The organism is Bradyrhizobium sp. 1(2017) (assembly GCF_011602485.2).
GTDB lineage: Bacteria > Pseudomonadota > Alphaproteobacteria > Rhizobiales > Xanthobacteraceae > Bradyrhizobium.
In genome coordinates, this window is sequence record NZ_CP050022.2 from 5,450,582 (window position 1) to 5,469,414 (window position 18,833).

The 18,833-nt window shown below is 65.1% G+C and carries 16 protein-coding genes and 1 pseudogene; 10 read left to right on the forward strand and 7 right to left on the reverse strand.

Annotated elements, in window-relative coordinates:
- Window positions 1–71: 71 nt before the first annotated feature.
- Window positions 72–1,474, reverse strand: a pseudogene (locus HAP40_RS26005) (MFS transporter).
- A gap of 238 nt (window positions 1,475–1,712) precedes the next feature.
- Window positions 1,713–2,219 (reverse strand): ferritin-like domain-containing protein, encoded by a 507-nt coding sequence (locus tag HAP40_RS26010; protein WP_166815062.1) that lies wholly within the window; start codon window positions 2,217–2,219, stop codon window positions 1,713–1,715.
- Between the two features lie 425 nt (window positions 2,220–2,644).
- On the opposite strand from HAP40_RS26010, the gene HAP40_RS26015 reads away from it, so the two are divergent.
- From HAP40_RS26015 to HAP40_RS26055, 9 genes are all read left to right on the forward strand, one after another.
- Window positions 2,645–3,727 (forward strand): lysylphosphatidylglycerol synthase transmembrane domain-containing protein, encoded by a 1,083-nt coding sequence (locus tag HAP40_RS26015; RefSeq protein WP_166815061.1) that lies wholly within the window; start codon window positions 2,645–2,647, stop codon window positions 3,725–3,727.
- Between the two features lie 92 nt (window positions 3,728–3,819).
- Window positions 3,820–5,772 carry a hypothetical protein gene (locus tag HAP40_RS26020; RefSeq protein WP_166815060.1) on the forward strand — a complete coding sequence of 651 codons (1,953 nt, stop codon included), beginning with the start codon at window positions 3,820–3,822 and terminating at the stop codon, window positions 5,770–5,772.
- A gap of 396 nt (window positions 5,773–6,168) precedes the next feature.
- Entirely contained in the window at window positions 6,169–7,521 is a 1,353-nt protein-coding gene (locus HAP40_RS26025) for an MFS transporter (RefSeq protein WP_166815059.1), read from the forward strand.
- Window positions 7,522–7,644: 123 nt separating this feature from the next.
- Window positions 7,645–8,550, forward strand: coding sequence for a LysR substrate-binding domain-containing protein (locus tag HAP40_RS26030; RefSeq protein WP_166815058.1), 906 nt, complete (start codon window positions 7,645–7,647; stop codon window positions 8,548–8,550).
- A gap of 130 nt (window positions 8,551–8,680) precedes the next feature.
- Window positions 8,681–9,625, forward strand: coding sequence for a 5-dehydro-4-deoxyglucarate dehydratase (gene kdgD / locus HAP40_RS26035; protein WP_166815057.1), 945 nt, complete (start codon window positions 8,681–8,683; stop codon window positions 9,623–9,625).
- 25 nt (window positions 9,626–9,650) lie between these two features.
- Window positions 9,651–11,009, forward strand: a complete 1,359-nt coding sequence (gene gudD, locus HAP40_RS26040; RefSeq protein ID WP_166815056.1) for a glucarate dehydratase — start codon at window positions 9,651–9,653, stop codon at window positions 11,007–11,009.
- A 20-nt stretch (window positions 11,010–11,029) separates the two neighbouring features.
- A complete protein-coding gene (locus tag HAP40_RS26045; RefSeq protein WP_166815055.1) occupies window positions 11,030–12,478 on the forward strand; it encodes an aldehyde dehydrogenase family protein in 1,449 nt (482 codons plus the stop codon).
- A 116-nt stretch (window positions 12,479–12,594) separates the two neighbouring features.
- Window positions 12,595–14,136, forward strand: a complete 1,542-nt coding sequence (gene garD / locus HAP40_RS26050; protein WP_166815054.1) for a galactarate dehydratase — start codon at window positions 12,595–12,597, stop codon at window positions 14,134–14,136.
- Between the two features lie 225 nt (window positions 14,137–14,361).
- Window positions 14,362–14,631 carry a hypothetical protein gene (locus tag HAP40_RS26055; RefSeq protein WP_246741317.1) on the forward strand — a complete coding sequence of 90 codons (270 nt, stop codon included), beginning with the start codon at window positions 14,362–14,364 and terminating at the stop codon, window positions 14,629–14,631.
- A 55-nt stretch (window positions 14,632–14,686) separates the two neighbouring features.
- Here HAP40_RS26055 and HAP40_RS26060 read toward each other — a convergent pair whose 3' ends face one another.
- The 3 genes from HAP40_RS26060 to HAP40_RS26070 all read right to left on the reverse strand — a co-directional run bounded on the left by HAP40_RS26060 (window position 14,687) and on the right by HAP40_RS26070 (window position 17,029).
- Window positions 14,687–15,043, reverse strand: coding sequence for a hypothetical protein (locus HAP40_RS26060; RefSeq protein WP_166815052.1), 357 nt, complete (start codon window positions 15,041–15,043; stop codon window positions 14,687–14,689).
- A gap of 237 nt (window positions 15,044–15,280) precedes the next feature.
- Window positions 15,281–15,877: a DUF2147 domain-containing protein gene (locus tag HAP40_RS26065; RefSeq protein ID WP_166815051.1), complete on the reverse strand. Its 597-nt coding sequence runs from the start codon at window positions 15,875–15,877 to the stop codon at window positions 15,281–15,283.
- A gap of 123 nt (window positions 15,878–16,000) precedes the next feature.
- The gene (locus HAP40_RS26070) at window positions 16,001–17,029 is read right to left on the reverse strand and encodes an NAD(P)/FAD-dependent oxidoreductase (RefSeq protein ID WP_166815050.1); all 1,029 of its coding nucleotides are present in this window, start codon (window positions 17,027–17,029) and stop codon (window positions 16,001–16,003) included.
- Window positions 17,030–17,211: 182 nt separating this feature from the next.
- On the opposite strand from HAP40_RS26070, the gene HAP40_RS26075 reads away from it, so the two are divergent.
- Window positions 17,212–17,679: an acyl-CoA thioesterase gene (locus HAP40_RS26075; RefSeq protein WP_166815049.1), complete on the forward strand. Its 468-nt coding sequence runs from the start codon at window positions 17,212–17,214 to the stop codon at window positions 17,677–17,679.
- Between the two features lie 46 nt (window positions 17,680–17,725).
- Here HAP40_RS26075 and HAP40_RS26080 read toward each other — a convergent pair whose 3' ends face one another.
- Together HAP40_RS26080 and HAP40_RS26085 are read right to left on the reverse strand one after the other, a co-directional pair.
- Window positions 17,726–18,046 carry a 2Fe-2S iron-sulfur cluster-binding protein gene (locus HAP40_RS26080; protein ID WP_060736572.1) on the reverse strand — a complete coding sequence of 107 codons (321 nt, stop codon included), beginning with the start codon at window positions 18,044–18,046 and terminating at the stop codon, window positions 17,726–17,728.
- 165 nt (window positions 18,047–18,211) lie between these two features.
- Window positions 18,212–18,586 (reverse strand): Hpt domain-containing protein, encoded by a 375-nt coding sequence (locus HAP40_RS26085; protein WP_208024891.1) that lies wholly within the window; start codon window positions 18,584–18,586, stop codon window positions 18,212–18,214.
- Window positions 18,587–18,833 lie beyond the last annotated feature (247 nt).

Genomic DNA, 18,833 nt, shown 5'->3' on the forward strand with positions numbered 1-18,833 from the left:
GGTAACCGACTACAAACCCATTCCGGGAATGGTGAACGGGAGATGTGTGCGTTCGCTCACATTCACATTGTTCATCCGCGCGCCGGCGCGCCGAGGCCGATCGCACCGGCGGCGAGCAGCAAAACGGCCGCCGAAATGACCAGCGCCAGGTGCAGGCCCGTCATGAAGGCACGGTCCGACGCCACCAGGGAACCGAACAGGGCAACGCCGAGCACGCTGCCGGTCTGCCGCGTCGCGTTCAGGACGCCGGCCGCGATGCCGGAACGCCCCTTCTCCACGCTGCCGAGCAGGGTCGAGGTCAACGGCGGCACCAGGAGGCCGAGCCCGCCGCTGATCGCGATGGTCTGCGCGCAGATCGCCCAATAGCTGGTCCCTGCCTCGATCCAGAGCAGGCCGAGACAGCCGAGGGCCGAGATGCAGGCGCCGACGACGATGGTCGGGCACGGGCCGATGTGCTCGGCCAGGTGTGGCGCCAGCAGGTTGACCGGCAGCACCGCCGCCATCATCGGCACGAAGGCAAGCCCGGTCCACCACGCCGACAGCCCGTTGATCCGCTGGAAGTACAGGCTGAGCACGAAGATCAGGCCGTAGATCGCGATGTTCACCAGCAGTCCCACGAACGAGGTCAGCGTGAACAGCCGGTGGCCGAACAACGACAGCGGCAACATCGGCTGCGCCGCGCGATTCTCGCGCCAGACGAAGAGCAGGGCGAGAACGGCGGCTCCGACGAAGGCTGCGATCACGGCCGGATGATCCCAGCCGAGCGCCCCGCCTTCGATGATTGCGCCGGCGAGCGCGCCCAGCGCGCCGATCGCGGCCAGCTGGCCGGGCAGATCGATCTCGCGCGAGCGCGCCCGCGTGGTCTCGCTGGCATAGCGACAGCTCAACCACAGGCCGGCGAGCCCGATCGGCAAATTGACCAGGAAGATCGCGCGCCAGCCGACCAGCGTGATCAGCGTGCCGCCGACGAAGGGACCGGCGGTGAGCGCAAGGCTCGCGCCCGCGGCCCAGACCGCGACGGCGCGGCCGCGCTCGCGGTCATCCGGATAGGCATGATTGAGCAGCGCAAGCGAGTTCGGCACCAGGATCGCCGCCGCCAGGCCCTGAACCAGCCTTGCGGCGATCAGCACGACCGCGTTGGGCGACAGCGCGCAGGCGAGCGAGGCCGCGGTGAAGATGGCGAACCCCGCCATGAAGACGCGCCTGGCGCCGATCCGGTCGCCCAGCGCACCGGCGGTCAGGATGAAGGCCGCAAACGCGATGGTATAGGCGCTGACCACCCATTGCAGCTCGGCAACGCCGCCGCCGAGCCACTTTCCCATCGCGTCGAGCGCGGTGTTGACGATGGTGACGTCGAGCTGCACCACGCCATAGCCGAGGCTCATCGCGGCCAGCGTGAGAGAGGTTGCCAAACGCGAGCCGGCGCGCGGGCTCGATCGTCGAAGGCTTCATGTTTGATGGTATTGGCTCGCATGCAGCATCTCGATTGCAGCTCCATGCGAAATATACTCGTCCGGCCCGCCGTCATGTTTCGACAATGACCGAATGATGGATGTGTTATCGCCCGCAGGCGAGCGATCCAGTACTCCGAGACGGCAATGGTTGAACCGAAAAGCCGCGGAACACTGGATGCCCCGCCTTCGCGGGGCATCACAACTGAGAGAAGGCCCCGCGCGAATACCCCGCGCGCGGCCTTCGTCGTTACACCCTATCTAGCTCGCCGCGCGCAGATTCACCTTGCTCTCGGCGAGTGTCGTCAGCTTCTTGTCGGTCGCCTTTTCCTCCTCGAGTGTCTGGGCGAGCACGCTGGCGCAGTCGTTGCGGCCGAGCTGCTTGGCCCAGGCGATCAGGCTGCCGTAGCGAACGATCTCGTAATGTTCAGCGGCCTGGGCCGCATTGATCAGCGCCGCGTCGAGCACGGCCTTGTCGGCGACCTCGCCGGCGGTCTCGTCAGCTTCCTCGATGATGCCGTCGATGGCCGGGCAATCGACCGCCTTCACGGGGACGCCATGCATCTTGAACACTTCCTCCAGCCGCTTGACGTGCTGCTTGGTTTCTTCGAGGTGCGTCAAAAAGCCCTGTTTCAGTTGCGGATCGGTGGCCTTGCTCGCCATCTTCGGCAGCGCCTTGGTCAGCTGCTGCTCGGCGTAATAGATGTCCTGGAGTTGATGCACGAACAGATCGTTCATGGTCTTGATGTCTTTTGTGAACAGTCCCATCGTTCCGATCCTCTCGGTTTCGGGAACACGACGACACCGGCCCGCACGAAAAGGCCGTGTATTCCGTCATGTTCGATTGTTGATGGGGCGCTAACGGAGACGCGGCATCGACGTTCCAAAAGTGCACGTCTTGCTTGCGCTGGAACAACGCGGCGGCGCTGGAATTCCGCCATCATGTCAACACGTCGGCACGTCATCCGGGCTGGCCCATGCGACTCATGCTTAACGCGTGCCCGATGTGAACGACGTATGACGAAAGTAGCCGGTCCAGCGCAGAAGCTATCGTTGTCAAGGGCTGCACAAGTCGCCGTTTTTGCCTTAAATGAGCGACATCATGTCTAGCGATCGACGCCAACCTCTGGCGTGATCGGACCCGATCGGCCAATGCCTGGCTGGATCGGTCTTGCCCCCCGCCGGGAGGATGAATGCACGGACTGCTGCCCGCGCTGAAACGCGGCTTCAATAAATGGATCGGCTGGCGACGGCTCGGCATTGCCGCGAGCCTCTTCATCATCGCTTTCGCGATCGCCACGCTTGTGCGCACCCTCAACGGCATCGATACTGGCGTCATCCTGACCGCGTTAACCGAGATTCCGCGCGGGAATATCGGGCTGGCAGCGATCTGCGTCGTCTTCGCGTTCTGTACGCTGACCTTCTACGACTATTTTGCACTGCGAACGATCGGCAAGAAGCACGTGCCCTATCGCATCGCAGCGCTGTCCAGCTTCACATCTTATTCGATCGGCCACAACATCGGCGCCACCGTTTTTACCGGCGGCGCAATCCGTTTCCGGATCTATTCGGATTACGGGCTGAACGCGATCGACGTCGCAAAAATCTGCTTCCTGTCGGGCCTGACCTTCTGGCTCGGTAACATCTTCGTGCTCTCGATCGGCATGGCCATTCACCCGGATGCGGCGTCCGCGATGGATCAGCTCCCGTCGTCGCTCAACCGGCTGATCGCGCTCGGCGGCCTCGCCTCGATTGGCGCCTATCTGGTCTGGCTCTGCATGGGCGAGAAGCGCCGCGAGCTCGGCCAGAAAGGCTGGAAGGTGGTGCTGCCCTCGGCGCCACTGACGCTGGTGCAGATCCTGATCGGCGTGGTCGACCTCGGCTTCTGCGCCACCGCGATGTACCTTTTGATGCCGGCCAATCCGCCGATCGATTTCATGTCGCTCGCCGTCGTGTTCATCCTGGCGACGCTGATCGGCTTTGCCAGCCACGCGCCCGGCTCGATCGGCGTGTTCGATGTCGCCATGCTGGTGGCCTTGCCCCAATTCGGCCGCGAGGAGCTTCTGGCGACGCTGCTGGTGTTCCGCATTCTCTATTTCGTGATCCCGTTCGGCCTTGCCATCTCCATCATGGGCGCGCGCGAGCTCTGGATGAATGTGGTCGCGCCGTGGCAGGAGCGGCGGCGGCTGGCGGAAGCCTGCGCCCAGGGCAATCTGCCCACGCAAGTGGCCGCGATGGAGCGCGAACGGTCGCTGCGGCAGGCCGGGAAGCGGTAGGGCGGATCCCCAAACCCGTGAGACAAAGGTTGCAGGCGGGGGACTAATCCTCTCTTATTTCCGCCTCAACTTTGCCGTTGAACACGCGGGCCATGATCCCTCTCCCCCTTCGTACATTTTCCGCAGGCGCCCTGCTGCTTGCCGGGATTCTGACCGTCCTGGCGCCCGAGCGCGCTGCCGCGCAGGACGCCGGCGCCATGCGGATCAGCTGGGAGGTACGTAACCGCTTCCGCCTGTTCCGTGAAGAGCGCGACTTCCTGCTCCATGTCGAGAATGCGCGCAACCGCAACATCCTGGCCGCCGAGCAGTCGCTGGAGCTCCAGAGCGAGGGGCGCGGCTGGGCCCGCAACATGGTCAACCGGCTCTGCATCGACCTGCAGGGACGGGTCAACCAGCCCTGCACCCGCGACAACGTCAAGGAAAACTACATCACCCCGATCGACCACCCCGTCACCGTGCGCCTTGACGGCGCAGTGCCGGTCGGCGCCACCTGCGCCTGGTCGTTCGACGACGGCGACGGCCCGCAGACTTCGACCTTCGACTGCGCCGAGCCGATCAATCTGCGCGTCCGCTACGGCAAGCAGACGGTCGCGACCGTCGACGTCTCCTCCGGCTCCGATCCGACCCAGCGGGTCCAGACCGAGATCCAGGTCCGAGACATCTTCGTCGCCGGTCTCGGGGACAGCATCGCGTCCGGCGAAGGCAATCCGGACCGGCCGCTGGCGCTCTCGGACGAAGGCTTCTGCTTCCGCTCCTATCTCGGCACGGCCGGCGCGCAGTATTACCGGCCGAGCCGTCACGGCTTCAAGGGCGGCCGCGCCTGCGAGGCGCCGGATACGCTCGCCAACTGGCAGCGCTACAGCGCGCTCTGGTTCAACGCGCCCTGCCACCGCTCGCTCTACAGCTATCAGGCCCGCACCGCGCTGGCGCTCGCTGTGCGCTATACTCATATCGCGGTGACCTTCCTGCCGCTTGCCTGCACCGGCGCCAGCATCGGCGACGGGTTGCTCGGCTCGCAGCGTGCCCGCGAATGCCCGCCCGGCAAGACCGGCGTCTGCAACACCAGCGTGAACGCGCAGGTCGCCGAGCTGCGCGAAGCCCTCACTGCGGCGAAGAAGCGCCAGCCCGACCGCACGCTCGATCTCGTGCTGCTGTCGGTCGGCGCCAATGACGTCTACTTCTCCGGTCTCGTTGCCGACGTCATCGTCGACACCGCGACCGAGCGCGCGCTATTCCGCCGCTCCGGCGTGATGGCCAGCGTCGACGATTCCCGCGATGCGCTGACGCGCGAGCTGCCGCAGAACTTCGTCAAGCTGCGCGAGGCGCTCAAGCCGCTGGTCGGCGGCGACCTCTCGCACGTGGTCTATGTGTCCTACGCCAATCCGGCGCTCGCCGACGGCGGCGTGCCGTGCCGCGGCGGACGTGCCGGCTTCGACATCCATCCTTCCTTCAATGCCGATCCGCAACGCCTCGCCCGCGTCTCGACCTTCGTCGACACCGAATTCCTGCCGCAGCTGAAGGGGCTCGCCACCTGCACGCGCGGGGCGCTGTGCCGCGATCCGGAAGCCGACCGCATGACCTTCGTCGATGCGCACCAGAGCGCGTTCGCCGATCACGGCTTCTGCGCCCATTCGGGCAACGATCCCGAATTCGACCGCACCTGCTTTGCCGAGAACGGCCAGAGCTTCAATCCGGACATCGTGACGGCGGCGAGCCAGCCGATGCTGTGCGGCCGCGGGGCCTCGGAATACCGCGCCTATCTGCCGCGCGCGCGCTGGATCCGCGATGCCAATGACAGCTATTTTGCTGCGATGACTTATCCGCAAGGCCTGCCGGCCGCGAGCCAGCCGACCGACATTCACGACGCGACCTGGGGCGTGCTGTCCGCCGTCTATGGCGGCGCCGTGCATCCGAGCGCCGAAGGTCATGCCGCCATGGCGGATGCCGCACTGCCCGCCGCGAGCGCAGTGCTCGGCCTCGATGCCGTGCCACCCAACGTGACGCGCGGATTTCTGCCGCAGCTATTGCCGAGCGCGCGGCAGTAGCGCGGACGTCGTAGCCCGGATGAGCGCAGCGACATCCGTGACCGTTCTCCCCGCATATCGCTTCGCTCATGCGGGCTACGCGCTACCGCCACACCGTCACTCCGAGTGCAGCGAAGCAATCCAGACCGTCTCCGCGGTCCAGTACGCCGTGACCGCGGTGATCGAATCGAGACGCCTCGGCGGACTGGATTCCCCGCCTTCGCGGGGAATGACAATTGAGTGCGTCCCGCCAGCGCACTACCGCGTTCGCGACCTCAACGTATCGTTCCCCACACCCACCGTTCCATCAATCCAAAAACGGCATCGATCGATACTGCCTTGAACTTGGACACTTCGCCGCGCGCGCCTCTAGGACTCGTCTCGGGGAAACGGGGCGAGACTCAAGGGAGGCGCGTGATGAGCGCAGTGGTGTCCGCAGCGGATGTGAGGAGGTCTCGCGTCAGGCTGCTCATCGTGACCATGTTGTTTCTGGTCACCACCGTGAATTATGCCGATCGCGCCACGCTGTCGATCGCAGGCCCCGCGCTCTCCAAGGAGCTGCATCTCGATCCCGTCGCCATGGGCTGGATTTTCTCGGCCTTCGGCTGGTCCTATGTGCTCGCGCAGGTGCCGGGCGGCTGGCTGCTCGACCGCTACGGCTCGCGTCTCGTCTACGCCTTCAGCATCATGGTCTGGTCGCTGTTCACGCTGATGCAGGGCTGGGTCGGCTTCCTCAGCGCCGGCGCTGCCGTCGCTGTGCTGTTCGCGCTTCGCCTGCTCGTCGGCGTCGCCGAAGCACCCTCCTTTCCCGCCAACGCCCGCATCGTGGCGGCCTGGTTTCCGGGCAATGAGCGCGGCACCGCTTCGGCGTTCTTCAATTCGGGACAGTATTTCGCCACCGTGATCTTCGCGCCGCTGATGGGCTGGATCGCGCATGCCCATGGCTGGCGCTTCGTGTTCTTCGTGATGGGCGCGCTCGGCATCGTCATGGGCCTCGTCTGGCTCAAGACCATCTATGGCCCGAAGGAGCATCCGTCGATCAACGACGCCGAGTTCGAGTACATCAAGGCGGGCGGCGCGCTGGTCGATCTCGACGCGCCCAAGGACGTTCTGAGGCAGGCGCACGCGGCTCAATCCGGCTCCGGCTGGGACCACATCCGCCAGCTGCTCTCCAACCGCATGATGCTCGGCGTCTATCTCGGCCAGTACTGCATCAACACGCTGACCTATTTCTTCCTGACCTGGTTTCCGGTCTACCTCGTCAAGGAGCGTGGCCTGTCGATCCTGCAGGCCGGTTTCGTTGCAACGCTCCCGGCGCTGTGCGGCTTCATCGGCGGCGTGCTCGGCGGCGTCATCTCCGACGCGATCCTGCGCAGCACGGGCTCGCTGACCATGGCGCGCAAGATCCCGATCGTCGGCGGCATGCTGCTGTCGATGTCGATCATCGCCTGCAACTATGTCGATGGACAGGCCCTGGTGGTCGGCTTCATGGCGCTCGCCTTCTTCGGCAAGGGCATCGGCGCGCTCGGCTGGGCGGTTGTCTCCGACACCTCGCCGAAGGAAGCTGGCGGCGTCTCCGGGGGTCTGTTCAACACCTTCGGCAACCTTTCCTCGATCACCACGCCGATCGTGATCGGCTACATCCTGGCCGCGACCGGCTCGTTCAACGGCGCGCTGGTGTTCGTCGGCCTCAACGCGCTGGTGGCGGCGTTCGCCTACCTGGTGATCGTCGGCAAGATCGAGCGGGTGACGCTCAAACGTTCCTCCTGAGGGCTCCCATGGGAGCTTGACCAGGCAACTCAACGGCGGCTCACAAAGCCGCCGTCTTTGTTTTGGGGGTGATCGATGCTAGAAGTGCCGGGGAAACGCCTTATCCATCTAAGGCATGTATCGATGTTCGACCTCAACCAGCTCCGCTGTTTCGTCACGGTGGCGGAGGAACTGCATTTCGGCCGCGCCGCCGCGCGGCTGAACATGACCCAGCCGCCGCTGTCCCGGCAGATCCAGGTGCTCGAGCACATCATCGATGCGCCGCTGCTGGAGCGCACCAGCCGCTCGGTGCGCCTGACGCCCGCGGGGCGCAGCTTCCTGCCGGAGGCGCGGCGCATCCTCAAGCTTGCGGAAAGCGCCTCGCAGGTCGCCCGCCGCATCGCGCTCGGCAAGACCGGCTCGCTGAAAATCGGCTTCACCGCGGCCGCAGCCTACGGCTTCCTGCCCGAGCTCGTCGCCGCCTGCCGCGCGAAACTGCCGGAGGTCGATTTCTCGCTGAAGGAGATGGTGTCGGGCGACCAGTTCGAGGCGCTGACCTCCGGCCAGATCGACGCCGGCCTGCTCAGGCCGCCGATCGCGCGGCCCGAGCTTGCCAGCCGCCGCGTCGTTGCCGAGCCGCTGCTCGCGGCAATTCCCAAGAAGCATCCGCTGGCGAGCGCCGACAACATCACCATCAAGGATTTCGACGACCAGCCCTTCGTGATGTATTCGCCCTATGAGAGCCGCTACTTCCACGACCTCCTGGTGGCCCTGTTCACCCGCGCCGACGTGCTGCCGCGCTACGTCCAGCATCTCAGCCAGATCCACTCGATCCTCGCCATGGTCCGCGCCGGCCTCGGCCTTGCCATCGTGCCGGCCGCCGCGGCGAGCCTGAAGATCTCCGACGTCCGGCTGCGGCCCTTGAGGTTGCGCACGCGCGTTCCCGTCGAGCTGTTCATGGTCTGGCGCCGCGACGACGAGAACCCGCTGCTGTCTGCTCTCGTCAAAATCGCCGGTGAGCTGTCCTCTGCGGAGATCGCGGAGGATTGATGCTCAATCCGCATCGGTCGATATAGGCTTTGGCTTGGACGCGCATCGAACCGTCTCCTAAACCACGGCGCATGGACGCGCAGGCTTTCAGCTCGTGTCCTCCACAACACGCAAGAAGGGAGCCGCGCCCATGAGCAAGATGACCCCGCAGGAGATGGCCCAGAAGATCGGATCGGGCCTCCTGTCCTTCCCCGTCACGCCGTTCAAGGCTGACTATTCCTTCGACGAGCCGACCTATCGCGCCAACATGGACTGGCTGTGCGGCTATGACGTCGCGGGGTTGTTCGCCGCCGGCGGCACCGGCGAATTCTTCTCGCTGACGCCGACCGAGGTTCCGCAAATCGTCAAGATCGCCGTCGAGGAGACCAAGGGCCGCGTGCCCGTCCTCGCCGGCACCGGCTACGGCACCGCGATCGCCCGCGAGATCGCTGTTGGCGCCGAGAAGGCCGGCGCCGACGGCCTGTTGCTGCTGCCGCCCTATCTCACCCATGCCGAGCAGAACGGCCTTGCCGCCCATGTCGAGGCGGTCTGCGCCGCCGTGAAGATCGGTGTCATCGTCTACAACCGCGACAACGCCATCCTCCAGCCCGACACGCTCGCGCGCCTCGCCGAGCGCTGCCCGAACCTCGTCGGCTACAAGGACGGCATCGGCGACATCGAGCTGATGACCCGCGTCTACACCAAGCTCGGTGACCGCCTGACCTATATCGGCGGCCTGCCGACCGCGGAGACCTTCGCGCTGCCCTATCTCGACATGGGCGTGACCACCTATTCCTCCGCCGTGTTCAACTTCGTTCCGGAGTTCGCCACCCATTTCTACGCCGCGGTGCGCAAGCGCGACCATGAGACGATCCATGCCGGCCTGAAGAACTTCATCCTGCCGCTGATCGCGATCCGCAACCGCAAGAAGGGCTATGCGGTCTCGATCATCAAGGCCGGCATGAAGGTGATCGGCCGCGACTCCGGCCCGGTCCGCCCCCCGCTGACCGATCTCACCGAGCAGGAGATCGCGGAACTGACCGCGCTGGTGAAGAATCTGCCTGCCATCCGATCGACACAACAGGCGGCAGAATAACGGACGACAACCGGGAGAAGCTGCGATGGCCCAGACTGATCTTGCCGGCGCGCCAGTCGCCGGCGCACCGGTCGTCACGGCGATGCAGGTGATCCCGGTCGCCGGCCGCGACGGCATGCTCCTCAATCTGAGCGGCGCGCATGCGCCGTTCTTCACCCGCAACATCGTCATCCTCACCGACAATGCCGGTCACACCGGCGTCGGCGAGGTGCCGGGCGGTCAGAAGATCTGGCAAACGCTGCAGGACGCCCGCGATCTCGTGATCGGCAAGACCGTCGGCGCGATGAACAACATCCTCGCCGATATCCGCACCGCCTTCGCCGACCGCGACGCCGGCGGCCGCGGCAAGCAAACCTTCGACCTCCGCGTCATGATCCATGCGGTGACAGCGATCGAATCCGCGCTGCTCGATTTGCTCGGCCAGCATCTCGACCTGCCGGTCGCGGCCCTGCTCGGCGAAGGCCAGCAGCGCAAGAGCGTCGAGACGCTCGGCTATCTCTTCTTCGTTGGCGATATCAGCAGGTCAAAGCTCGACTACGTCAGCGGCGAGACCGGCAAGGCAGAATGGTTCAACCTTCGCCACCAGGAGGCGATGACACCCGAGACGGTGGTGCGGCTCGCAGAAGCCACCCACGACCATTACGGCTTCGCCGATTTCAAGCTCAAGGGCGGCGTGCTGCGCGGCGAGCAGGAAATCGCGGCCGTGACCGCCATCGCAAAACGCTTCCCGAACGCGCGCGTGACGCTCGACCCCAACGGCGCCTGGTCGCTCGACGAGGCTGTCGGGCTTTGCAAGGACATGCACGGCATCCTCGCCTATGCCGAGGACCCCTGCGGCGCCGAGGCCGGCTTCTCCGGCCGCGAGATCATGGCTGAGTTCCGCCGCGCCACGGGACTGCCGACCGCGACCAACATGATCGCGACCGACTGGCGCCAGCTTTCCCATGCGCTGCGCCTCGGCGCCGTAGACATTCCGCTGGCCGATCCCCATTTCTGGACGATGCAGGGTTCGGTGCGCGTCGCCCAGACCTGCCGCGACAACGGCCTGACCTGGGGCTCGCACTCCAACAACCATTTCGATATCTCGCTCGCCATGTTCACCCATGTCGGCGCCGCTGCACCGGGCAAGGTCACCGCGATCGACACCCACTGGATCTGGCAGGACGGCCAGGCGCTCACCAGGGAGCCGCTCCAGATCAAGGGCGGCAAGATCGCCGTCCCCGACAGGCCGGGCCTGGGCATCGAAATCGACAGGGCCGCCATCGACGCTGCGCATGAGCTCTACAAGCAGCATGGACTTGGCGCCCGCGATGACGCTATTGCCATGCAGGACCTGATCCCCGGCTGGACCTTCGACGACAAGCGTCCCTGCCTCGTGCGTTAGAAACTATCTCGGAGGACAACATGACTGCGATCCTGAAGAACTTCATCGGCGGCGAATGGGTCGACGGCTCCGGCGTCACCAGGAACATCAACCCCTCCAACACCAACGACCTCGTCGGCGAATACGCCAAGGCCGACAAGGCGCAGACCGAAAAGGCCATCGCCGCCGCCAAGGCCGCCTTCCCCGCCTGGGCGCAGTCGACGCCGCAGGTGCGCTATGACGCCCTGAACAAGATTTCTCTCGAGATCCTCGCCCGCAAGGAAGAGCTCGGCCGCCTGCTCGCACGCGAGGAAGGCAAGACCTTGCCGGAAGGCATCGGCGAGGTCGCGCGCGCCGGCCAGATCTTTGCGTTCTTCGCCGGTGAAGCGCTGCGGCTGATCGGCGAGAAGGGCGCCTCCGTCCGTCCCGGCCTCGACGTCGAGCTCACGCGTGAGCCGATGGGCGTCGTCGGCATGATCACGCCCTGGAATTTCCCGATCGCGATCCCCGCCTGGAAGATCGCGCCCGCGCTCTGCTACGGCAACACCGTGGTGTTCAAGCCGGCCGAGCTGGTGCCGGGCTCGGCGCATGCGCTGTCCGAGATCATCACCCGCTCCGGCATCCCCGCCGGCGTGTTCAACCTCGTGGTCGGCTCCGGCTCGGTGGTCGGCCAGACCCTGCTCGATCACCCGGATGTCGCGGCGATCTCCTTTACCGGCTCGGTGCAGACCGGCCGCAAGATCGCGCAGGCCTGCGTGCTGTCGAACCCGATGAAGAAGTTCCAGCTCGAGATGGGCGGCAAGAACCCGCTGGTCGTGCTCGACGACGCCGACCTGAAGACCGCCGTCGAGGTCGCCGTCAACGGCGCCTATTTCTCGACCGGCCAGCGCTGCACCGCCTCCTCCCGCCTGATCGTCACCGAAGGCATCCACGACCGCTTCGTCGCGGCGATGGCCGAGCGCCTGAACAGCCTGTCGGTGGACGACGCGCTCAAGGCCGGCGTGCATATCGGCCCTGTCGTCGACCAGAGCCAGCTCGACCAGGACCTGCGCTACATCAAGATCGGCCAGGACGAAGGCGCCAAGCTCGCCTTCGGCGGCGAGCTGCTCAAGCGCGAGACGCCCGGCCATTACCTGCAGCCAGCGCTGTTCACCGAAGCCAACAACAACATGCGCATCGCGCGCGAGGAGATTTTTGGCCCGGTCGCTGCCGTCATTCGTGCGAAGAATTACGAAGAGGCGCTGGCGATTTCCAACGACACCGAGTTCGGCCTCGCCTCCGGCATCTGCACCACCAGCCTGAAGTACGCCTCGCACTACAAGCGCAACAGCGAGTCCGGCATGGTCATGGTCAACCTGCCGACCGCCGGCGTCGACTATCACGTGCCGTTCGGCGGCCGGAAGGGCTCGAGCTACGGCGCCCGCGAGCAGGGCTCCTATGCCCGCGAGTTCTACACCACGGTGAAGACGGCCTATACGTTTCCCGGCTGATAGGCCGATATCGTAGGGTGGGTTAGCGCAGCGTAACCCACCTGTTCTGCCTCCAAGGATAAAGACATTGGTGGGTTACGCTGCGCTAACCCACCCTACAAATCCCGGAGTCCAGCATGGACCAGGACGTCGCAGCGAAAGAGCAGCCCCGCTACATCAAGCTCAACGAGCGCGACAATGTCGCGATCGTGGTCAACGATTTCGGGCTTCCCGCCGGCTCCCGCTTTGCCTGCGGGCTGACGCTGCGCGCCTTCGTCCCCCAAGGGCACAAGACGGCCCTGGTCGACATCGCACAGGACCAGCCGATCATCCGCTACGGCGAAATCATCGGCTACGCGCTCGCGCCGATCCTGGCCGGCGAATGGGTCGATGAAGCCCGCATCCGCATGCCGGAGGCCCCTGCCCTCGACAAGCTTGAAATCTCGACCGCCGTCCCTGCACCACTGCCGCCGCTCGAAGGCTTTACCTTCGAGGGCTACCGCAATCCGGACGGCTCGGTCGGCACAAAAAACATTCTGGGCATCTCCTCCTCCGTGCAATGCGTCAAGGGCACGATGGAATATGCGGTGAAGCGCATCCGCGCCGAGCTGCTGCCTAAGTACCCCAACGTCGACGACGTCGTGCCGCTGACGCACGCCTATGGCTGCGGCGTCGCCATCACTGCCTCCGACGCGGTGGTGCCGATCCGCACGCTGCAGAACATCGCGTTGAACCCGAATTTCGGCGGCGAGATCCTCGTCGTCGGCCTCGGCTGCGAGAAGCTCGCGCCCGAGCGGCTGGTGCCGGAAGGCATCAGTGACGCCATCGTGCGCATGCAGGACGAAGCCTTCGACGGTTTTGGCGCGATCGTCGATGCCATCCTGACCCAGGCCGAAGCGCGACTGAAGGTGCTCAACACCCGCAAGCGCGAGACCTGCCCCGCGTCCGAACTCGTCATCGGGCTGCAATGCGGCGGCAGCGATGCCTTCTCCGGCGTTACCGCCAACCCCGCTGTGGGCTTCGCCGCGGACCTACTGGTGCGCACTGGGGCCACCGTGATGTTCTCCGAGGTCACCGAGGTGCGCGACGCCATCCAGCTGCTCACGCGCCGCGCCATCAACGAGGACGTCGGCCGCGCGCTGGTGCGCGAGATGGCCTGGTACGATTCTTATCTGGCCCGCGGCGGCGCCGACCGCAGCGCCAACACCACGCCCGGCAACAAGAAGGGGGGCCTCGCCAACATCGTTGAGAAATCACTGGGCTCGATCGTCAAGTCGGGCTCGTCAGCCATCACCGGCGTGCTCTCGCCCGGCGAGAAAGCGACGCAGAAGGGCATGCTGTTCGCGGCAACGCCCGCGTCCGACTTCATCTGCGGCACGCTCCAGCTCGCCTCCGGCATGACGCTGCAGGTGTTCACCACCGGCCGCGGCACGCCCTATGGTCTTGCGGCTGCGCCCGTGATCAAGGTTGCGACCCGCAGCGAGCTCGCCCGCCGCTGGAAGGATCTGATCGACTTCGACGCGGGCGGCATCGCCACCGGCGCAAAGACCATCGAGGAAACCGGCTGGGACCTGTTCCGCCTGATCCTCGACGTCGCCTCTGGCCGCACCAAGCCGTGGTCGGACCGCTGGGGCATCCACAACGACCTCACGCTGTTCAATCCGGCGCCGGTGACCTGAGGCGACAAGCAGGCGGATCTGCAGGAGCGCCAAGCGCAGCGCATCCGCTCTTCCGCGAAACCGTCCGGAAACATTGGGACGAAAAACTTCGTCCTCGTTTCGCCCTTTCGCATCAGGCAACCAATATGTTCGCCGAAGGCGATGAGAATGTTCGTACACGAGCGAACCTGCTCCGGGATCGACGCGACCAAACCTCCGATTGACATCTTCCACGGAGATTTTCCAATGCGTGTCCTATCGATGATTGCCGTTGCCGGCGCCATGCTTGCGAGCTCCACGGCCGCCTTCGCCACCGAGCTTCCCTCTTACGAAGTGACGTCGTTTCCGATCTCGGCGACGCAAGTGCAGCTGCTCGGCGGCGCAGGCGTCGAGGAGCAATCGGCCATGCCCGCGATGATCGTCGCCGGCATGCCTGCCTCGCCCGCGCAGGTCTCTGTGCTGTCGCCGCGGGTCAAGCGGCTCGCGAGCGCGGGCTCGGACAGCGAAGCGCGTTGAGCGCCATCGTGTCATTCCCGGTTCGGCGCTCCGCGCCGACCGGAATGGTGCGCGTTCACGTCATGCTGCCCGGCATGAAGCAGCGCACGCGCGGATGACCGTCGACATAGTGCTTCCACACCATGGTACGGCCGATCTTGTTCGGCTCGGTGATGACGGCGCCGTCGGGCACCACGACCCACTCGTCGTCGAGACGCACGCGGTAGCGACCGCGGTCGGACTCCCAGTCGACATCGGCAATGACGTAGCCGTCGGCGTCCGAGCAGCACTGCCCGAATTGGCTGTGCAGGCTTTCGAACCAGGGTTTCAGCGGCGAGTTGGCGTAACGCCCGTCGTCGCGCGCCAGCGCCGATGTCGCCACGAGCGCTGTCAGGGCCAGCAATGGTGCCGTACACAATCTTGCAAGTCGCATGTCGTCTCCGCGGATCGATGTGATCGCCGCGAGGGACAACGCGCGCCGCCGCCTTCCGCGGCTCGGCGAAAGGCTTGAAGGACAGCGACTCGTTCCCCCAGCGGCTTTGCGGGTAGCTATGCAAATACGACGCCAGCACGCATTCCGGGCAACTACTGGAGCGGGCCCGCGGCGCGTTCGTCTTTCGGCGGATATGACCGCCGGAACTACAGCCGATCAGGTGCGCGACATGCGCCCTTACTGCTTGGGCGCCGGCGCCATCATCGCGCCGCCCTTCTTCGCCGCAGGTGGCGCCGGCTTCGCGGCGGCGGCGTGGGCGGGGAGATATTTGGCGACGATGGCGGGGTCGACCTGGGCGATGTTGGCATCCGGCAGGCGCGTCCAGGCCTCGTCCTTGCCGAGGAGCGAGATGCCGAGATAGCCCCGCAGCGTCAGGGTCTGGCCGTCAGGACTGACCTTCATGTTGGCCTTCCAGATCTGACCGTCACGCGGATTGAGCACGTTGCCGCCTTCGTACTTCAGGCCTTCGCGCTTCATGTTGCGGACGAAGGGGATGCCGAGCACCGGCGCGTTCTTGCGGTCGTCGGTGCATTTGGAGCAGACCTCGTTCGGATCATCGCCGGGGCGCGGGAAGGTCTTGGCAATCACGCCTTCGAAGACGCCGTTGCGGTCGACGAAGAGGAACCATCCGACCGTCTTGCCGTCTTCGACCTTCTGCCAGAGACCCGCGGCCGTGGGCTCTGCGGTTTGCGCCACGGACGGCGTTGCCGCGACCAGCGACAGCGCGAGGGCGACGAGGGGGAGCTGCCGAAAGCTGGAAATGAGAGTCCGCATTATCATCACCTTGCTGAGCCAATCACCTTGCCAAGCCGCGACCGGAATGGCCGCAGACTACGGCGATTTCGCGAACAGCTCCAGCACCAGAAACATGGGGCATCGCCTCCCCGCCTGGCGCCGTCAGCTGACACCGAGCTTCTTTTGCAGGCTGGAGGACGAGGTCGTGTACTGGAACACCAGCCGCTTATCCGGATAGACGTAACGATGGGCTTTTTGCGACATCAGCGCCCCCTCGTGGAAGCCGCACAGGATCAGCTTGATCTTGCCGGGATAGGTGTTGATGTCGCCGATCGCGAAAATACCGGGGACGTTGGTCTCGAACGCCGAGGTCTCGACCGGCACCAGGTTGTTCTCGAGCGCAATGCCCCAGTTCGCCACGGGGCCGAGCTTCATGGTCAGTCCGAAGAACGGCAGCATGGTGTCGCAGGAAATGTCCGTCATGGCGTTGTCGTTGCCCTTGACGGTGGCGCCGGTCAGCTGGCCGTTCGCGCCTGACAGCGCGGTGACCTGGCCGAGCCGCAAATCCATCTTGCCGTCCGCCACCAGCGCTCGCATCTGCTCGACGCTGTGGGGCGCAGCGCGAAAATCGTCGCGACGGTGCAGCAGCGTGATGCGCTTCGCCAGCGGATGCAGATTGAGCGTCCAGTCGAGCGCTGAATCGCCGCCGCCGACGATCAGCACGTTCTTGTCACGGAACGTCTCCATCTTGCGCACGGCGTAGTGCACAGAGCTGCCTTCATAGGCTTCGATCCCCGGCACCGGCGGACGCTTGGGCTGGAACGAGCCGCCGCCGGCTGCGATCACCACCACCTTGCACTCGAACACCTTGCCGGCATCGGTGGTGCAGCGAAAGCCGGGATCGCCGATCCTCTCCACCGTCTCGACCATCTCGCCGAGATGAAAGGTCGGATGAAACGGCTTGATCTGCTCCATCAGCGCGTCGGTCAGCCCCTGACCGGAGACCTGCGGAATGCCGGGAATGTCGTAAATCGGTTTTTCCGGATAGAGTTCCGCGCACTGGCCGCCGACCTTGTCGAGGATGTCGACGAAATGCGCCTTCATGTCGAGAAGGCCGAGCTCGAAGGCGGCGAACAGACCGCAGGGGCCGGCGCCAATAATCAGCACATCGGTTTTGATCACGTCGCTCATGTCGTCTCTTTATCGGTCGTTATCGGTTGGACGGCGCCCTTTGGGCAGAGGTGACCCTGCCTGTCTAGCCAACGGGGATGGATCAGGGAAGGCATAAAAGCGGGAGCGCCCCGCGGCCGTTCCCACTTGCCGGGTCAAGATAACTGGGCTGTAACGAGGAAGGATATGACGGAGATCAATCGGTGAACGCACCAAGCCGCCTCGACACGCCGCCGCGCCTGGAGGACTACCCCTACCGCCTCCGCGACAACGTCCGCTTCGGCGATCTCGATCCCAACCAGCACGTCAACAACGCCGTCTACGCCACCTATTTCGAGACCGGCCGTGTGACGCTGATGAAGCTTCCGGAGTACGGGCTGACGCCGCCGGGTCTGGCCTGGATCATGGTGCGGCTCGACATCCATTTCCGCGCCGAGCTGCACTGGCCGAACACGATCGAGCTCGGCCTCGGCGTGGTGAAACTAGGGCGAACGTCAGTGACCTTCGAGCAGGTCGTGTTCTCGCAAGGCAAGTGCATCGCGTCGGCGAATTCGGTCGGCGTGATGATCGACGAGGTGTCGCGGCGGCCGACGCCGCTCACTGCGGACGTGCTTGCGAAGCTTAGACCCTGGCACAAGCGCGGCATCGAGGTCGCACCGCCGAGCACGTAAGTTCAATCAGGAAGGATCAGGCCGGCAAGAACCAGCCTTGTCAGGATCAGGCCTGGCGTTCGGGCGTTGCGACGACGAGACCGTCGAGCTCGTCGGAGATCTTGATCTGGCAGGACAGGCGCGAGTTCGGGCGCACGTCGAAGCCGAAGTCGAGCATGTCCTCTTCCATCGGCGTCGGGCTGCCGACCTTCTCGCGCCAGGCTTCGTCGACATAGACATGGCAGGTCGCGCAGGCACAGGCGCCGCCGCATTCGGCCTCGATGCCGGGAATGCTGTTGCGGATGGCCGCTTCCATCACGGTTGCGCCGTTCTCGATTTCCACCGTGCGGGTTTCGCCCTTGTGGTCGACAAAGTGAATTTTGGCCATGTGTGCTCGTGCTGCCGCGGTGCTGGGAATGAAGGAGGGTCCGGGCTGTCCTATAACGGGTCGGTCAGCCCGGCGCCATAGCGTTTTGAAGCGATGTAGATCCCGCTTTGCGGGAAGAAAACCCATCAAAACAAACGCGTAGAACCCAGTTCTGACAGTCCGCGCTCAAGACTTCAGGATCGCCTCGATGGCGGCGCGGGTTTCGGTCACCGCCTCTTTCAGGGCTGCGAGGGCGTGGGGCCGGTCGTCGCCGGTCCGGATCGCGGCTTCCAGGTGCGCGGCGGCATCGGCCACTACAAAGGCGCCGATCCCGCGGGCCGACCCCTTGAGCTTGTGGGCGAGTGCGCCGGCCTCGGCCGGCACCGCCGCGATCGCCGCAATCAGGCGGACCGCCTGCTCGGCGAACATCGCCAGCACTTCCTGTTCCAGCTCGGCATCGCCGAGCGTCATCCGGGAGAGGTGATCGAGGTCGAGCGGGCTGTCGACGGGTGCAAGCGGGGGCGAGGGCATCCAGTCCATCCGTTGCAGTTCAGGCGTCATGACCCAAGGCCCCGGCATCGCGCGATGGTCCGCCGGTCCGGCGGTCAGGTTCCTCCCACCCAAGCATGGAAATGGTTAACGAAATGTTGGGGTTGCTTGACGCAGATATGCCCGCTTATTGACGAAAAGTTGCCGCAATCAGCCGAGTCCAGTGGAGAATTGCATTTATTGCTAAGGCGTTACGCCGTGATCCTGTTAACGATGATTAAGAATGTCTTAATCGCGGGCATTTCATTCGCGACGCTCT

Excerpts from the sequence above, each read along its gene's own strand:
- HAP40_RS26025 (WP_166815059.1), top strand. The coding sequence starts at position 6,169 with ATGAGCGCAGTGGTGTCCGCAGCGGATGTGAGGAGGTCTCGCGTCAGG.
- HAP40_RS26065 (WP_166815051.1), bottom strand. The coding sequence starts at position 15,877 with ATGCGGACTCTCATTTCCAGCTTTCGGCAGCTCCCCCTCGTCGCCCTC.
- HAP40_RS26085 (WP_208024891.1), bottom strand. The coding sequence starts at position 18,586 with ATGACGCCTGAACTGCAACGGATGGACTGGATGCCCTCGCCCCCGCTT.
- HAP40_RS26010 (WP_166815062.1), bottom strand. The coding sequence starts at position 2,219 with ATGGGACTGTTCACAAAAGACATCAAGACCATGAACGATCTGTTCGTG.
- gudD (WP_166815056.1), top strand. The coding sequence starts at position 9,651 with ATGGCCCAGACTGATCTTGCCGGCGCGCCAGTCGCCGGCGCACCGGTC.
- HAP40_RS26070 (WP_166815050.1), bottom strand. The coding sequence starts at position 17,029 with ATGAGCGACGTGATCAAAACCGATGTGCTGATTATTGGCGCCGGCCCC.
- HAP40_RS26080 (WP_060736572.1), bottom strand. The coding sequence starts at position 18,046 with ATGGCCAAAATTCACTTTGTCGACCACAAGGGCGAAACCCGCACGGTG.
- HAP40_RS26015 (WP_166815061.1), top strand. The coding sequence starts at position 2,645 with ATGCACGGACTGCTGCCCGCGCTGAAACGCGGCTTCAATAAATGGATC.
- HAP40_RS26060 (WP_166815052.1), bottom strand. The coding sequence starts at position 15,043 with ATGCGACTTGCAAGATTGTGTACGGCACCATTGCTGGCCCTGACAGCG.
- HAP40_RS26045 (WP_166815055.1), top strand. The coding sequence starts at position 11,030 with ATGACTGCGATCCTGAAGAACTTCATCGGCGGCGAATGGGTCGACGGC.
- HAP40_RS26055 (WP_246741317.1), top strand. The coding sequence starts at position 14,362 with ATGCGTGTCCTATCGATGATTGCCGTTGCCGGCGCCATGCTTGCGAGC.
- HAP40_RS26020 (WP_166815060.1), top strand. The coding sequence starts at position 3,820 with ATGATCCCTCTCCCCCTTCGTACATTTTCCGCAGGCGCCCTGCTGCTT.
- HAP40_RS26030 (WP_166815058.1), top strand. The coding sequence starts at position 7,645 with ATGTTCGACCTCAACCAGCTCCGCTGTTTCGTCACGGTGGCGGAGGAA.
- kdgD (WP_166815057.1), top strand. The coding sequence starts at position 8,681 with ATGAGCAAGATGACCCCGCAGGAGATGGCCCAGAAGATCGGATCGGGC.
- garD (WP_166815054.1), top strand. The coding sequence starts at position 12,595 with ATGGACCAGGACGTCGCAGCGAAAGAGCAGCCCCGCTACATCAAGCTC.